Origin of the sequence: Flavobacterium rivuli WB 3.3-2 = DSM 21788, from assembly GCF_000378485.1 — a bacterium.
Lineage (GTDB): Bacteria > Bacteroidota > Bacteroidia > Flavobacteriales > Flavobacteriaceae > Flavobacterium > Flavobacterium rivuli.
The window spans coordinates 19653-36029 of sequence record NZ_KB899984.1 but is presented as its reverse complement, the minus strand read 5'-3'; the positions used below and the strand labels follow the sequence as shown (position 1 = coordinate 36029).

The 16377-nt window shown below is 39.7% G+C and carries 15 protein-coding genes, 1 tRNA gene and 1 rRNA gene; 11 read left to right on the top strand and 6 right to left on the bottom strand.

What is annotated here, in order from left to right; translation table 11 throughout:
- Nucleotides 1-162 precede the first annotated feature (162 nt).
- The 3 genes from rrf (at nucleotide 163) to F565_RS0120755 (ending at nucleotide 2167) form a co-directional block, all read left to right on the top strand.
- Nucleotides 163-271, top strand: a 5S ribosomal RNA gene (rrf, locus tag F565_RS0120765).
- A gap of 118 nt (nucleotides 272-389) precedes the next feature.
- Complete coding sequence (locus tag F565_RS0120760; RefSeq protein WP_020215172.1) at nucleotides 390-1091, top strand: hypothetical protein; 702 nt, start codon at nucleotides 390-392, stop codon at nucleotides 1089-1091.
- A gap of 35 nt (nucleotides 1092-1126) precedes the next feature.
- The gene (locus tag F565_RS0120755; RefSeq protein WP_020215171.1) at nucleotides 1127-2167 is read left to right on the top strand and encodes an NAD(P)/FAD-dependent oxidoreductase; all 1041 of its coding nucleotides are present in this window, start codon (nucleotides 1127-1129) and stop codon (nucleotides 2165-2167) included.
- Here the strand turns inward: F565_RS0120755 and F565_RS0120750 are convergent.
- The gene (locus F565_RS0120750; RefSeq protein ID WP_026300222.1) at nucleotides 2157-2546 is read right to left on the bottom strand and encodes a DUF983 domain-containing protein; all 390 of its coding nucleotides are present in this window, start codon (nucleotides 2544-2546) and stop codon (nucleotides 2157-2159) included. The two genes, F565_RS0120755 and F565_RS0120750, sit on opposite strands and share 11 nt — an antisense overlap.
- Before the next feature lie 55 nt (nucleotides 2547-2601).
- Here F565_RS0120750 and F565_RS0120745 point away from each other — a divergent pair, with 55 nt between their 5' ends.
- Nucleotides 2602-4509: an ABC-F family ATP-binding cassette domain-containing protein gene (locus F565_RS0120745; RefSeq protein ID WP_020215169.1), complete on the top strand. Its 1908-nt coding sequence runs from the start codon at nucleotides 2602-2604 to the stop codon at nucleotides 4507-4509.
- A gap of 36 nt (nucleotides 4510-4545) precedes the next feature.
- Here the strand turns inward: F565_RS0120745 and F565_RS22575 are convergent, their stop codons facing one another.
- Both F565_RS22575 and F565_RS0120735 read right to left on the bottom strand, forming a co-directional pair.
- The gene (locus tag F565_RS22575; protein ID WP_020215168.1) at nucleotides 4546-4854 is read right to left on the bottom strand and encodes a hypothetical protein; all 309 of its coding nucleotides are present in this window, start codon (nucleotides 4852-4854) and stop codon (nucleotides 4546-4548) included.
- 77 nt (nucleotides 4855-4931) lie between these two features.
- On the bottom strand, nucleotides 4932-5900 hold the full coding sequence (locus F565_RS0120735) for an App1 family protein phosphatidate phosphatase (RefSeq protein ID WP_020215167.1): 969 nt from the start codon (nucleotides 5898-5900) through the stop codon (nucleotides 4932-4934).
- 69 nt (nucleotides 5901-5969) lie between these two features.
- On the opposite strand from F565_RS0120735, the gene F565_RS0120730 reads away from it, so the two are divergent.
- From F565_RS0120730 to F565_RS0120715, 3 genes are all read left to right on the top strand, one after another.
- Entirely contained in the window at nucleotides 5970-6863 is an 894-nt protein-coding gene (locus tag F565_RS0120730) for a diacylglycerol/lipid kinase family protein (protein ID WP_020215166.1), read from the top strand.
- A 122-nt stretch (nucleotides 6864-6985) separates the two neighbouring features.
- Nucleotides 6986-7059 (top strand) — tRNA-Arg (locus F565_RS0120720).
- A 141-nt stretch (nucleotides 7060-7200) separates the two neighbouring features.
- Nucleotides 7201-8646: an FAD-dependent oxidoreductase gene (locus F565_RS0120715; RefSeq protein ID WP_020215165.1), complete on the top strand. Its 1446-nt coding sequence runs from the start codon at nucleotides 7201-7203 to the stop codon at nucleotides 8644-8646.
- Nucleotides 8647-8671: 25 nt separating this feature from the next.
- Here the strand turns inward: F565_RS0120715 and F565_RS0120710 are convergent, their stop codons facing one another.
- The 3 genes from F565_RS0120710 to F565_RS0120700 form a co-directional block, all read right to left on the bottom strand.
- Complete coding sequence (locus tag F565_RS0120710) at nucleotides 8672-8905, bottom strand: helix-turn-helix domain-containing protein (protein WP_020215164.1); 234 nt, start codon at nucleotides 8903-8905, stop codon at nucleotides 8672-8674.
- Nucleotides 8906-9024: 119 nt separating this feature from the next.
- A complete protein-coding gene (locus F565_RS0120705; RefSeq protein ID WP_020215163.1) occupies nucleotides 9025-10170 on the bottom strand; it encodes a GNAT family N-acetyltransferase in 1146 nt (381 codons plus the stop codon).
- A 68-nt stretch (nucleotides 10171-10238) separates the two neighbouring features.
- Nucleotides 10239-10571: a hypothetical protein gene (locus F565_RS0120700; RefSeq protein WP_020215162.1), complete on the bottom strand. Its 333-nt coding sequence runs from the start codon at nucleotides 10569-10571 to the stop codon at nucleotides 10239-10241.
- Between the two features lie 213 nt (nucleotides 10572-10784).
- Between F565_RS0120700 and F565_RS23070 the strand changes: the two genes are divergently transcribed.
- From F565_RS23070 to F565_RS22155, 4 genes are all read left to right on the top strand, one after another.
- Nucleotides 10785-10961 carry a C1orf53 family protein gene (locus F565_RS23070; protein WP_020215161.1) on the top strand — a complete coding sequence of 59 codons (177 nt, stop codon included), beginning with the start codon at nucleotides 10785-10787 and terminating at the stop codon, nucleotides 10959-10961.
- A gap of 90 nt (nucleotides 10962-11051) precedes the next feature.
- Nucleotides 11052-13040 (top strand): urocanate hydratase, encoded by a 1989-nt coding sequence (locus tag F565_RS0120690; protein ID WP_020215160.1) that lies wholly within the window; start codon nucleotides 11052-11054, stop codon nucleotides 13038-13040.
- Between the two features lie 77 nt (nucleotides 13041-13117).
- Nucleotides 13118-13696: a DUF4136 domain-containing protein gene (locus tag F565_RS0120685; protein ID WP_020215159.1), complete on the top strand. Its 579-nt coding sequence runs from the start codon at nucleotides 13118-13120 to the stop codon at nucleotides 13694-13696.
- Between the two features lie 111 nt (nucleotides 13697-13807).
- Complete coding sequence (locus tag F565_RS22155; protein ID WP_020215158.1) at nucleotides 13808-16333, top strand: DUF7619 domain-containing protein; 2526 nt, start codon at nucleotides 13808-13810, stop codon at nucleotides 16331-16333.
- The last annotated feature ends 44 nt before the right edge of the window (nucleotides 16334-16377 follow it).

Genomic DNA, 16377 nt, shown 5'->3' with positions numbered 1-16377 from the left:
CCTGTAAGCTTATGTACGCTCTTTTCCCCGGTGCAAACCGGGGGAAGAACTTTCTAAATACTATTTTTTCTTTATCTCAGTATGTTAATATTATTAGTTTACGGTTTACAGTTCATAGTTAACGGTATACGCGTAAATCATTGTCCAAAGCAATGAACCTTTTAAGGTGATTATTGCGGCGGGGCTCACCTCTTCCCATCCCGAACAGAGTAGTTAAGCCCGCCTGCGCAGATGGTACTGCAGTTTGTGGGAGAGTATGTCATCGCCTTTCTTTTTAAAAGCCCTTTATCAGTATAGATAAAGGGCTTTTTGTTTTTATAGAAATTATGAAAGTTTAGAAGAGTTTTTATACATTTGAATCGAAATTAGCAATTTAAAAACAATATTCAATGCTACCAGGCCTTCCGTTCTACATACCTTCCGTTTTTAATATTACTGTGGTGGCTACAGTATTGTACGCTGTACAAACTGCAAAACAAACGGGCGTTGTCTCTGTTAGAAGGCTGAGTTGGGCAATAGGGTTATGGCTTGTACTACAGGCAGGGTTGACGCTTTTAGATTTTTATGATTCGCCTGTTAATGTTGAATCTACTCCGCCTAAATTAATTTTGTTTGGCGGAATACCCTTAACTGTGGCGCTGATAACCATATTTTTCAGCAAAAAAGGCCGAATGTTTATCGATAATCTGCCACAGGAAAAGCTTATATTGTTGCATACCATTCGCATTCCTGTAGAGATTGTTCTTTATTGGCTCTGCATCAATATGGCCGTGCCAGAAATAATGACTTTTTCCGGACTGAACTTCGATATTATAGCAGGCTTAACGGCTCCATTTATTTACTACGGCTATATTAAAAAGAAATTAAACCGCACAGCTGTTTTAATATGGAATGTTGTAAGCCTTTGTCTACTTGTAAATGTTGTTGCACTTGCTATACTCTCGGCTCCTTCGCCATTTCAACAATTTGGTTTTGACCAGCCCAATGTTGCCATCCTGAATTTTCCATTCAGCTGGCTGCCCACTTTTATCGTGCCGGTAGTGTTATTTAGCCATTTGGCATCTATTAGAAAGCTTCTCATTAATAAATAGTTTTATAGCATAAGATATAGCTGTAACTTTGCACTATGAAAGATTTTATTATTGTAGGTGCCGGACTTGCGGGCATCTGTTTTGCCGAAACTGCTTTTATAAACAACAAAAGTTTTACAGTTATAAGCGATGCTTCTCATAATTCGAGTCACGTAGCAGCGGGCATTTATAATCCGGTAATATTAAAGCGTTTTAGCCTGCCACAGGATTCTAAAGTACATTTAGATTATATGAAGCCGTTTTATAAAGCTATTGAAGAACAGCTAAACATAAAATTTGATTTTGAAATTCCGGTTTACAGAAAATTTGCCTCTGTAGAGGAACAAAATAATTGGTTTGAAGCAGCAGACAAACCTGCACTCGAACCGTTTTTATCTACACAAATTGTGCATAAAAAGTATGAAAACCTGCCGTCGCCTTTTGGTTTTGGTCAGGTATTGCATACGGGTTATGTAGATACGGAGGTGCTAATTAAGGCATACCAGGCATATTTAAATGAAAACGATAATCTTTTAAACGATACTTTCAATTATAGTGATCTCATTATTCATGAAGATCATATTGAATATAAAGACATAAATGCAAAGCATATTGTCTTTGCAGAGGGCTTTGGGCTGCATGCAAACCCTTATTTTAATTATCTTCCGCTCGACGGTACAAAGGGGGAGTTGTTAGTTATTAAAGCACCGCAGTTACAACTTGATGTTGCTATAAATGCCGGTGTATTTATCCTCCCTATGGGCAATGATGTTTACAAGGTGGGTGCTACATACGAGTGGTACGATAAGAACGCTACGCCAACCGAAGCCGGAAAAGCAGAATTGATTGAAAAGTTAAATGAGGTAATTACCTGCGATTACGAAATCGTTGAACATCTCGCAGGCATACGCCCAACAACTAAAGACAGAAAATCGCTTATTGGTACCCATCACTTACATAAAAATGTACACTTGTTAAATGGGCTTGGTACACGAGGAGTGATGCTGGGGCCGGCTATGGCAAAACTGCTTTACGACTGCATTGAAAATGGAACCCCTATATCTCGGGAAATAAACCTGTCGCGATTTATGGTTTAAGAGATTTCCAGTCTTTTTTATAGCTTATAAAAAAACTTATCCAAATGTTACGTGCCCAGCGCATTTGCAAAGGCATCAATACTATAAGAGTTACAATAATTGCTATAAAAGAGGTTTTAAGGCTTGACTCTAAAAAAACAAACGACACTATAAATGCGGCAATGCTAAAGGCTACACCAAGGCCGTAACTTACATACATGGCACCATAAAAAAAGGATGGCTCTATTTTGTAATGCAGGCCACAATGGCTGCAATTGTCGTGCATTTTGTATATATTGCCAAGATTGTAAGGATTTTTGTCTTTATACATGCTTTCCTGATGGCAACGGGGACAGGTTCCTGTTAAAATGCTATATAGTTTGGATCCTTTTTTTAACATTTGCAAAAAATTTGTGTTTTTACAAATTTACGATTAAAATACATACATAAAGATAATGCTTAATATTCATAATTTATCGGTTTCCTTTGGCGGATCGTATTTGTTTGAGGAAGTTACCTTCCGTCTTGGCGCCGGCGACCGTGTGGGCCTTGTTGGTAAAAATGGTGCAGGGAAATCGACCATGCTTAAAATTTTATCCGGCGATATCCCGCCAGATACCGGTGTTATCGCTACAGAGAAGGAAGTACGTATGGGCTTTCTTAGGCAGGATATCGATTTTATTCCGGGACGTACCGTTCTTGATGAAGCCTATCAGGCATTTGTTGAGATAAAAAAAGCAGAGGCTAAAATTGACGAAATAAACCATCAGCTAGTTACCCGTACCGATTATGAAAGCGAAAGCTATTCTAAACTTATAGAAGACTTAAGCGATTACTCACACCATTACGAAATTTTAGGTGGTTACAACTACCAGGGCGATACCGAAAGGATTTTGCTTGGGCTTGGTTTTAAGCGTGAAGATTTCGACCAGCTTACAGATACGTTCTCCGGAGGATGGCGTATGCGTATAGAGCTTGCTAAGCTGTTATTACAATCTAACGATATATTGCTACTGGATGAGCCTACCAATCACCTTGATATTGAGAGTATCATTTGGTTAGAGTCGTTCTTAAGGGTGTATCCCGGTGTTGTGGTAATTGTATCTCACGATAAAATGTTCCTTGATAACGTTACGAACCGTACCATCGAAATTTCGCTTGGAAAAATATACGATTTCAACAAACCGTACTCTGAGTATTTAGAACTGCGTGGCGAAATTAGAGAGAAGCAATTAGCTACACAAAAGAACCAGCAGAAAAGCATTGAGCATACCGAGAAGCTTATCGAGAAATTCAGGGCTAAGGCAAGCAAGGCTTCTATGGCACAGTCTATGATAAAGAAACTGGACAAGATAGAACGCATAGAGGTTGATGAAGATGACAACTCTGTAATGAATATATCGTTCCCTGTTTCTATGACTCCCGGCCGCGTGGTGGTAGAGGCTGAGGATGTTACCAAAAAATATGGCGAGAAGCTAATACTTAAAGATATCGACCTGCTTGTAGAACGCGGAAGCAAGATTGCTTTTGTGGGGCAGAACGGCCAGGGAAAATCGACCTTTATTAAAGCGATTACTAATGAGATAGATTATACCGGTACCATAAAACTGGGACATAATGTACAGTTGGGTTATTTTGCACAAAACCAGGCAGAGCACCTTGATGGTGAGATTACCTTATTGCAAACTATGGAGGATGCTGCTACAGATACTAACCGTAGCAAAGTGCGCGATATGCTGGGTTCTTTCCTGTTTAGGGGAGATGATGTAGAGAAAAAGGTAAAAGTGCTTAGTGGTGGCGAGAGAAACCGTTTAGCGCTTTGTAAACTATTGCTTCAGCCCATTAATGTACTTGTAATGGATGAGCCTACCAATCACTTAGATATAAAATCTAAGAACGTACTTAAGGCGGCACTGCAAAAATATGAAGGCACACTATTACTGGTTAGCCACGACAGGGATTTCCTGCAGGGCATGAGTAATATTGTGTACGAGTTTAAAGACCACAAGATACGCGAATACCTTGGGGATATTAATTTTTACCTGGAGCAGCGCAACATGCAAAACATGCGCGAGGTAGAAAAGAAAGATGTGGTTAAGGCTGCGGCTAAAGAAAGTGCAGCACCGGTTAATTACCAGGATCAAAAAAAAGGTAAAGCGTTACAAAACAGGTTAAGTAAGATAGAAGGACAAATAAAGCAACTTGAAATTGAAATACAAAAAGATGACAGGATGCTGGCAGAACATCCCGAAAAATTAATAGGGGATGCTGCTTTTTTTGCAGCTTATGAAAATAAAAAGAAAGAACTTGATGTACGGATGGAAGAGTGGGAGCAGGTTCAGGAAGAAATAGAAAATGCGTAACAAAGTAATGCCCTCATATTCTGAGGGCATTTTTATTTAATTCGTAGAAAATTTTACTTCTTTTTTATTTTTAGAAATAATTACTTTACTATCCTTCGCTCCATTTTTAGAACTTACATTAACCCCATTTTCGTCCAGACTAACCGATGTACCATCTTTTTCCTCCGGTGCTACGGTGGGTGGCGGTGGCGGCGGAACCTGTACCTGCGGTTTAGGTGGCGAAGGTGGTGCAGGGTTTTCTACAGGTGGCGGTGTAGGCGGTACCTCCGGTGCTACCGGAGCATCTTTTTTGCAGGATGCCAGCAACAACATGGCAAGCCCCATTGTTAAGATTACTTGTTTCATAATTTGTAGTTTTGTTTATGTTTTGTACTATAAATGTACCTAATAATAAGCAGGTTATCCTTAAAAATACTATAAAATTATGAGATTAATCCTATTTTTTTAGAATGGGCTATGGCATCGCTGCTATCTTTAAAATAACATGCGGCAACCCCCATACTTTCTATGTTTTTTATGGCGGCAACAGCTTTTTCTTTTTTAGAACGCCCTGTTTGCCTTATATAAACTGCCTTAATTGTTACCGGGAATATCTTGCAGATATTTTCATATAAAAAGGGGTCATGCTGAGAGTCGTCGCCCAAGAGGGTGTATTGCAAATGTGGGTAAAACTCCAGTATATGCTTTATCTTATCAAATTTATGGTTATGGTTACCACGCCCTGTAACAAAAAAATCCATCAGGCTGTCTTTAATATCTTTTAGTAACAGCACAGCGCGGGGCAGGTCGTGCTTCTCTGTAAATTTTACAATAAATTTATAGAGGTTCCACTCGCTGCTTGATACGTAAAAAAAAGCATTAAGTTCGTTCTTGTTATTGCGGCCTGCAGTGCTTAGTGCCCGGTAATGGGGTACAACATCTTCAAATATCTTGCGGTCGTTAATATTCTTCCACAATAATATGTATATTTTTTTAAATAAATTTCGTGTATGCGACACTAGGAAAGTATCATCTATATCGCTTATAAAGCCAAGGTCGCCTTCATAAGGGCGTATGTAGGTGCCTTTTTCCCGTATTTCTTCGCCTTCATGAAAAGTGCTCACATAATAATCGGCCCACCCGTGTTTTAGTTCGTCCTTTACAGGGATACAAAATTTAAAATACCCGTCGTCCATAGTTTTAGTATGTATGCGCTTACCGTCGTGTTCCAGGTACACATCTGCATTAGGAATAGTCTTAATAAGAAACATCCTTAAAACCGATTTGGCATTTTTAAACCTTTTTTTTTCGAACTCATAGTTTCCGGCTTTGCTTTCCTTAAACACATGCCCAAAAACAATAAATTCCTGGTCGTTGGCATAACCGCGGTATAATTTTAATGTTGGCTTCATCTAAAATTTATATATTTGATAAGACATTGCATGTTCCAATTTACCTACTTTTATTGGAAAAAGAAGCTAATGAATTCCCAAAAGAAGTTTTTACTGGTAATTAATCCTATATCAGGCGGTAACGATAAGACAGAACTGGTAGCTGCTACGCGTGATTATGCTGCTGAAAGCAATATTGAACTCGTAGAATATGAAACTACCGGTAATGATGATGAAGAGGCAATACATAAGCTTTATAAAGAACATGCGCCGCAACGCATTCTTGTAGTGGGGGGCGATGGTACCGTTAAAATTGTTGCAGAGGCGGTAGAGAACTGCGATGTAATTATAGGGGTGTTGCCGGCAGGATCGGCCAATGGGCTCTCGGTAGATTTACAACTCTCTAAAGACCCACTCGAAAATATCAAAATTGCTTTTCATAATCATTATATGGAGATGGATATGGTGTGCATTAACGGTAAAAAGAGCCTGCACCTAAGTGATATTGGTGCTAATGCAGAGCTTATTCGCAATTATGAAAACAGCAGCATTCGCGGAAAACTGGGCTATGCCCTGCAAGCTATTAGTACCATAACCGATTTGCAGGAACCTTTTACAGCAACTATTGAAGCAGATGGTAACACCATAGAGACCGAGGCCCGTATGATAGTTATGGCTAACACCAAACGGTATGGTACCGGCGTTACCATAAACCCAATAGGTATTATGGATGATGGCAAATTTGAAGTTGTTATACTTAAAAATCTCGACCTTATGTTTATAGGTAAAATACTGGCAGGCAATATTAGTCTGGAGGGTAACGAGAACGTAGAGATAATTTCTACGCAGCAGGCGCTTATAACGACCAATTTTCCGGTTCATTTTCAGATAGATGGCGAATATTGTGGCGAAGTAGACCGTCTTGATGTGCGTATATTGCACAAGCAAATGAAAGTTGCCATACCCGAAGCGTTAGAAGCTTAACTGTAAATGTGTTACAGTTATTTAATGTAAAGAGTAATCTTTATTGGGATTTTAAAAACATTTATCCTTATATTTGCACCCGCAATCAGGGTTGTTATAATCATGATTGTAAATAATAAAAAGGCCTCGTGGCGCAACTGAATAGCGCACTTGATTACGGCTCAAGAGGTTACTGGTTTGAATCCAGTCGAGGTCACAGATAAAAACGCATACAGCTTCTTTAAAGGTGTATGCGTTTTTTTTATGCTTATTACTTAAATTAGCCATTAATATGAGTGCTAAGTTTTTACTTTTGTAAATAATACAGCATAAGGATAATTAGTAACAGGATTAAGAAATGGAAAATGGAACGGCACCCTGGACAGTTTGTAATGAATGTAAAGGGCAGGGCAAAAAGAGCCGTGGACTCAGCAAAAAAGCGAAGCTTTTTTACCAGAGAGAACTTGAACAGTTTGAAAAATCGGGAGGCCGGGGAACAGTGCCGCTTCGCCCCAATGCACATTTATACACATGCCTTAGCTGCAATGGCTATGGTATAGTTCCTTCTGCAGTATATCCTGTTGCAGATAATGATAAGTACCCACATATTGCTATTATTGGCGGTGGTATAGGGGGTGTGGCGCTCGCTGTAGCCTGCCTTCACCGGGGTATACCCTTTACTCTTTATGAACGCGATGCTAATTTTAATGAGCGTTCTCAGGGCTACGGCCTTACTTTGCAGCAGGCCGGTAAGGCAATTAGCGAACTGGGTATTGTGTCGCTAAAAGATAGTGTAATTTCTACAAGGCACGTTGTTCATACCCCGGAAGGTAAAGTAATAGGAGAATGGGGGTTTAGAAAATGGATGCCAAATGCAGACAGGGTACCCAGGCGTACAAATATGCACATTGCAAGACAATCGTTGCGGCTGGCTTTGCTGGAACAGCTGGATGGTCACGACACAGTACAATGGGGGCACCAGCTAATAGATTTTAAAGAATGTAAAGACGGTGGCATAAATTTAGGCTTTCGGGTAAATGGCAAAGATAAGACAGCCAGGGCAGATGTTGTGGTTGGTGCCGATGGTATACGGAGTTTAGTACGCAGGCTGCTTTTAGGCAATGATAGTACACCCCTGCGTTACCTGGGCTGTATTGTAATATTAGGAATCTGTCCTTTACATCTTCTTGAAAATGCTGACAATCCCCTGCTGGATTCTGCTACGGTATTTCAAACGGCAAATGGCAATGAACGAATTTACATGATGCCTTATACATCTAACTCTGTAATGTGGCAGTTTAGCTTTTATATGCCACAGGATGAGGCTATAGCCTTAAGCGCACAAGGTCCGGAGGCATTAAAAGCTGAAGCTTGCCGCAGGGCAGGCTGGCACGATCCGGTACCTCAAATTTTAGCAGCTACCCCAAACGAAAATGTGTCGGGTTATCCTGTATACGACCGCGAATTACCTAATAAGCAATTGTTTTGCAAGGCAGGCCCGGTAACAATTATAGGCGATGCAGCCCACCCCATGAGCCCTTTTAAAGGGCAGGGGGCAAATCAGGCATTGCTGGATGCGCTTTTGCTTGTCCGTGCTATAACTAAAGGATGTGGGCCTTCGTCTCAATGGAGAACTGCCGGAATAAGGGAAAGTGTATTAACAGAATTTGAATCGAAAATGTTTGAACGCAGTGCTGTTAAAGTAAAAGATTCTGCAGAGGCTGCGCGCTTCCTGCATTCTGAAACAGTGCTTAACGAGGGTAATGCGCCAAGGGGAAGGTGTTTAAAAAACAAAGATTCTTAAAATAATAATGGCACTTAAATTTCTTTCAGAGTTCAATTTCAAAAGACAATAGTTCATCAGGTTTTAGACCCAAGCCTTTACAAAGCTCTAAAAGTGTTGTAAATCCAAAATTTTTATTTCCCTGTTCTATCAAAAGCAAATCCTTTTTAGAGAGATAGCTTCTTGCAGCAACATCGGCAGCACTTAGTCCCAGCTTTTCGCGGATAAGCCTTACATGTTGCCCAAACTGTATTAGTCTTTTGTCTTTAAGCTGAAGCATAATTTAATCAGGGATTAAGCCTTTTACCCAAAAATAACATTTATTGTTTGTTTAAAAAATGTTAGGGCTCAATTCGGATTTAGAATCAATTAAAACAATTTTTTTAAACAGGATATAATCTACATTTTAAACGGACTACGATGTTTCCATTGCACTTTTGGATCATAAAATTTAAATAACCTGCCGGTAAATAAATTTATAACGGGGTTAGTGTGCTTTATAATTCCGTAAACTTCTTCGGCTGCTGCACCTACAGAGCTTTTAATTTCCATAGCAGACCGCGCAAAAATAATATGCTTAAACTGTTTTTTAATAGCGTAGCCTACCATGTCATATAGCATGTTGAGATACAACATTTTTTCTTTTTGTATGGAAGCATCATAGCCTAAAAAATAGGTGTCCATATCAGTGCCATTTTTTATAAGGGTGTTAAAGCCTATAAGTTTGCCATCCAGAAAATAGCCGTAAAACAAAAAATCATCTGCAAGCTGCTGTTTAAAAACTTCAAAATGATTTTTAGGTAAATGAAACGTGTTAAAAGATGCATTGCCTGCCACAGTTAAATATAAGCGGTTAATGCAGCTCTCATACTGTTTAATTTCGGCTTCGGTTAGTTTTCGTTTTTCAATGCCCTCTGCTTTTTTGCGCGCGCGGTTGTATTGCGTGCGGTATTTATTAGAAAGATCTGCCAGGTAATCATCTATAGAATACCAGTTTTCGCGTATTCCGAATATCATATTGGGCTGGGTGCAAAATTGGTAATAACCCTTAAAGCCTGCTGCTTTAAAATCGGGCAATTCGTATGCATTAAAATCTTTTAGAGAAAGCAGGTTTATGTAAATGCACTTTTTACGGTACAGCTTTTTAAGTTGAGATAATACATTTTTAAGAAGTCCGAGTGCTTCGGTTTCAGAAATTGCATCATTAAGCAAATAAGCATTTTGTCCTGTTAGGGTATTGTTACCAATGATAAGTATGTGCGATGAGAATTTATTAAAGATATAATCCTTTAAACAGAAGTCTTTTTTCTCTTCAACGAAAGTGTTGATGCGGCTCAGGTTAATATATTGCGAAAGGGCAATGCCGCACAATTCATTATCTTTAAAAAGCCCAATAAAATGGCAGTCCATATTATCGGGAGATGATTTTTCTAACACCGCCAAATAATTGCGCGATAAAAAAATGTTCTTCTCAGCAAGAGCATCCCATTCGGGTGGCAATGCCTTAGCCTCAGTATAAATTTTAAAATGAAGTTTTGGTTTCAAGTGGTAGTATATGGTACTGCAAATTTACGGTGTTATAGGTATGCCGGTTTTGTTGTAAAGTTCAATTTTTAAGTGTTGATAAATTTCAGGAAATTCCAAAACTGGCGGTGTTTTAAATAACCAGGATTACTTTCGTTGGCATAAGCCTCGCGCTCGAAACCAATATTCCTATAAGCCTGTTTTCTATTTCGGTACATTAATAGCCGGATTAAATATTCTATTACATACCATACATAAAAAGGCAGGATAAGCAATTCGGCCTGCTGGCGTAAATGTATGCGCTCATGGTTAAGCAGCACCGGATGTTGCATAAGCTGGCGTTCCCTAACAATTATGAAGGGATAGAGGGTTATACCTATGTAGCCTTTGGGTACTATATATTTAGAGGCAATGAGTATCATTTAATTTATGTGTAGGAAAACAGTTTTTAAAGCGATTTATACATTTTGAAATAGCGTAGCCGAAAATCTCAGAAATAAAAATTCCTCAATTCCGCTGCGCTTCATTCGGAATGACAGCCGCCCGGATATTGTAATTATTGATGAGTAACTACATCTATTAAATATTTAGGAGCAATACCTTACATTAAATGTAAAGTTGCTAAATTTGTGCGTATGAGCGACCAAATTTCGGGAAATAAATTAATAGAAGGCGAAGATTATTACCTCTCGCCCGAAGGCTATAAGGTATTTACCGAGAAATACCATTTAAAACGCGGATACTGCTGCAAAAACGGCTGCCGCCATTGCCCGTATGGGTATGATAAGAAATCAGGTACCCTGAAAAAGTAGGCAGTCTCAGTCGCAGTTTTCAGTCGCTGCACAAGAGTAAGCCTGTAAACTGTGACTGTAAGCTAATAAAACAACCGACAACTAATAAAAATGACATTTCAAGAACAAATACAACAAGGTATACCGCAACAACTGCCGCAGCCCAAGGCATACGACCCGGCTGTAAACCATGCACCAAAACGTAAGGATATACTAAGCGCCGACGAGAAAAAACTCGCGCTGCGCAATGCCCTGCGTTATTTTGAACCGCAGCACCATGAAGTTTTGGCAAAAGAATTTGCTGCCGAACTGGAAACCTACGGGCGTATTTATATGTACCGCTTTATGCCCGATTATGCTATGTATGCCCGCCCCATAAGCGAGTATCCCGGTAAAAGTGAGCAGGCAAAAGCCATTATGCTCATGATACAAAATAACCTTGACCCTGCCGTGGCACAACACCCGCAGGAATTAATAACTTATGGCGGTAATGGGGCCGTGTTCTCTAACTGGGCACAGTACCTTTTAACGATGCAGTACCTAAGCCAGATGACCGAGGAGCAAACACTGGCTATGTACAGCGGCCACCCTATGGGATTGTTCCCGTCGCATAAAGAGGCACCAAGGGTTGTGGTTACAAATGGTATGGTAATACCCAACTATTCTAAACCGGATGACTGGGAAAAATTCAACGCGCTTGGTGTATCGCAATATGGGCAAATGACGGCAGGCAGCTATATGTATATAGGGCCGCAGGGCATTGTGCATGGTACAACCATCACGGTATTAAATGGCGGGCGCAAAATTGCCAAACATGGCGAAGGGCTGGAGGGTAAAGTATTTGTAACATCGGGCCTTGGGGGTATGAGCGGTGCACAGCCTAAAGCAGGTAATATTGCCGGCTGTATAACCATTTGTGCTGAGGTTAACCCTAAAGCGGTAAACACACGCCACAGCCAGGGATGGGTAGATGAGGTAATAACCAATGCCGATGCCCTTGTAGCAAGGGTAAGAACCGCTAAAGAAAATAAAGAGGTAGTATCTATAGCGTATCAGGGGAATATAGTTGAAGTATGGGAAAAATTTGATGCCGAAGATATTTATGTAGACCTGGGCAGCGACCAGACATCATTGCATAACCCATGGGCAGGAGGGTATTATCCTGTAGGCTTAAGTTTAGAAGAGTCTAATAAATTAATGGCCGAAGATCCTGCTGCATTTAAAGACAAGGTACAGGAATCGTTACGCCGCCAGGCAGATGCTATTAATAAGCATACTGCTAAAGGAACATATTTCTTCGACTATGGAAACGCATTCCTGTTAGAAGCATCGCGTGCGGGAGCAGATATTATGGCACCAAACGGTATCGATTTTAAATACCCAAGTTACGTGCAGGATATAATGGGTCCTATGTGTTTTGATTATGGTTTTGGGCCTTTCCGTTGGGTATGTGCTTCGGGCAAGCCGGAAGATCTGCTTAAAACAGATGCTATTGCTGCAGCAGTACTCGAAGAAATGGCAAAAACCGCTCCTGTAGAGATTAAGCAGCAAATGCAGGACAATATAAAATGGATAAAAGGAGCACAGGAAAACAAACTGGTGGTAGGATCTCAGGCACGTATACTGTATGCCGATGCCGAAGGCCGTGTTAACATTGCCCGTGCCTTTAATGAGGCTATTGCCAATGGCGAAATAGGCACTATTGTACTGGGCCGCGATCACCACGATGTAAGCGGTACCGACTCTCCGTACCGTGAAACGTCTAACATTTATGATGGGTCGCGCTACACGGCCGACATGGCCATACAAAACGTTATAGGCGACAGCTTTAGGGGTGCAACCTGGGTTAGCATCCATAACGGTGGTGGTGTAGGATGGGGTGAGGTAATCAATGGTGGCTTTGGTATGGTTCTTGATGGTTCTACCGAGGCATCAAGGCGTTTAGAATCAATGCTTTTCTGGGATGTTAATAACGGTATTGCAAGGCGCAGCTGGGCCAGGAACGACGGGGCTATTTTTGCTATAAAAAAAGCTATGGAAACACAGCCGCTGCTTAAGGTTACCTTACCTAACCTTGTAGACGACGCATTGCTGGGATAATTAACCAAAGAGGGATAAGTTATAAATGCTGAGGGGCTATTTGCTATGAAAAGAACATTAACTTTTTTATTACGATCATGAAAACTATAAAATTCCTCTCGGTGTTATTTATTGCTGCAGTGGCGGCTTCGTGCTCATCAATCAGAGTAGATGCCGATTATGATGAGGCTGTTGATTTTACCCATTACAAAACATACGGCTACCTTAAAGACGGGGTAGATAAGGCAGAGATATCTGACCTTGACAAAAAACGCATACTAAAAGCAGTTGATGCAGAGCTGCAAAAGAAAGGCTTTACCAAAAGCGAAAAACCTGATGTTTTGGTTAATATTTTTACCAAAGCTAATAAAGAAGTAAACATAAACCAGGGCTTTGGCTATGGGGGTTACGGTTACGGCGGTTTTGGTTATGGCGGCTGGGGTCCCGGTTGGGGCTGGGGTGGCCCGTGGGGTTATGGCGGAGGCTATAATGCCGTAAGCACCCATACCGAAGGTACATTGTACATAGATGTTATAGATGCCTCTAAAAAAGAACTTGTTTGGCAGGGTGTGGGCAGCGGCGTGCTTACCCAGGACCGCAGCAAAAAGCAGGAGCGTATTAACGAATTTGTTGCCCAGATCATTGCAAAATTCCCTCCGCAAAAAGATAAGAAATAATCAGGTTTTAAGGTTATTTAAAAAAAGCTCGCTTAGGCGGGCTTTTTTTATGTTAAAAATTTTAACAAAGGGTGATTTTCATATATTTACATCCATATACAACCAACACCTATGAAAAAATTATTACTCTTTTTGTTTTTATTTGCCTGTGCAATAACGGATGCACAAATTGTAAACATACCGGATACTGCATTTAAAACCCTATTGATAGATGGTACTGAAATGAGCCTCAAAGATTTGAATGGTATACCGGTTTCAACCATTGATACTAATCAGGATGGTGAAATACAGTTTAGTGAAGCTTTAGAAATAGGTGAAATGACAATATCTCACGATTTCATTGAAAACCTTGATGGTATAGAAGCTTTTGCTAATCTTACAAGTTTAATAATATTAGGAAATTCTCCTTCACTCACTACAGTTGATATTACTGCTTTAAGTAATTTACAGGAATTTTTTTTATTTATGAATGATAATATTGTATCATTAAATATTGCGGGTTTGTCTAACCTGATTAAGCTTGACTTAACTTATACCGCCATAACGGAATTAGATTTTACAGGCCTTACGTCATTGCGGGAACTCAAAATTAGTTATTGTAATATTACTGTAATAGATGCAACGCCGCTAACCGCATTAGTGAAACTAAATGCAGCTTCAGGAAACGTAATAGGAATTATACAGTCAATAAACTTAAGTGGCCTAACTGCTTTGAAAGAGTTTGATGTCAGTGATAATATTGCTCTCACAACATTAACACTCTCCGGGAATACTTCACTTGAGCATATACAATGCTCATATTCATCAATTACAGCGTTAAATACGTCAGGATTAACAGCTTTAAAAACTATTGATTGCACAAGTAATCAAATAACAACTCCTTTAGATTTTTCTGATTCCCCTAATATCGAGGATGTGCAAGCAAGTATTAATAGCATTCCGTCAATTAATATTGAAAATAAGGCTCGTCTTAGAGGACTAGTAGTTGATCATAATCAACTAACGGAATTAAATATAGGGGATGCACCGGCACTTAGAGCTATTAGAACTAGTTATAATAATATAACATCAATAGATTTAAGCAACTGCCCTCTGTTAGAAGATCTCTTTATAGAATATAATCCTTTAACATATCTAAATTTAAAAAATGGTAATACCTCTTTGCTGAATTTTTACGGTGCATACGACTTGGAAAACACTCAACCCGTTTTTATTTGCGTTGATGAAGGAGAAGAACAATTTATATTTAACAATTACTATAATCCGTGGTACTATCCAAATTTAATTAATGTAAATTCTTATTGTAGCTTTACGCCAGGGGGTAACTACAACACTATAACAGGAACACTTTCTTATGACAGCAATAATAATGGTTGTGATGTAAATGATATTGAATTGTCATACGCCGCAATACAAGTTAATGATGGTGCCACACTTAGTACTTCTCACACTTCTAATGGTAATTATACCTTTTTTACCCAAGACGGTACATTTACCCTTACACCACAGTTTGAGAATGACTGGTTTACAGCTGCGCCTGCAACAGTAACGTTTGATGAGGCTAACAATAGTAATGTAATCCAAAACTTCTGTGTTACATCTAATGGTGCTCATTCTGATGTTGAGGTAGTAATTGCGCCAGTAGGTGGTGCAAGGCCGGGGTTTGACTCTACATATGAAGTAACATATAAAAATAAAGGCAACCAAACATTATCGGGAGATGTTGTATTTACATACAATGAAGATGTTTTAGATTACGTGACTGCATCTGCTGTGCCTTCTGCAACAGATACGGGTTCATTGACATGGAGCTATACAGACTTGTTGCCATTTGAAAGTCGTGTAATATTTGCTGTTCTAAATGTAAATGGCCCAATGGAAACACCCGCAGTAAATATAGATGATGTGCTTAATTTTACTGCTGCAATTACACCTGTCACAGGAGATGAAACTCCTGAAGATAACACCTTTAATCTAAACGAAGTGGTTGTAGGCTCTTTTGACCCTAACGATATTACCTGCCTTGAAGGTGCAACAGTAAACCCAGATAAAATAGGGGAATACCTGCATTATAACATAAACTTTGAAAATACCGGTACCGCCGCAGCTACATTTATTGTAGTAAAGGATATTATTGATGCTGCTAAATTTGATGTTAATACATTACAAATTTTGGATGCTTCGCACGCTATGGAAACAAGGGTTACCGGCAATAAGGTTGAATTTATATTTGATGATATTGACCTTGGCGCAAGCGAAAAAGGCAATGTAACCTTTAAAATAAAAACGCTTAACACACTTGCTGTAAACAGTGTTGTAACGCAACAGGCAGATATCTTTTTTGATTATAACTGGCCAATACAAACCAACGAGGCCACAACTACTTTTGCTATATTAAGAGCAGGTGGTTATAGTTCAGACAATTCGGTTAAGGTATATCCTAATCCGGCTGATGGTATAGTAACTATTTCTGCAAAGGCAGAAATTACATCGGTGCAATTGTATGATGTTCAGGGCAGGCTGTTGCAGTCGGGATCAGGAAACACACTTGATATTTCTAACCGCCAGGTAGGAATCTATTTTGTAAAAGTCACGACCGATAAGGGGATGAAGGTTGAGAAACTGGTAAAGAAATAGTTATGTAATTGTATGGATAAAAAAAGCTCGCTTAGGCAGGCTTT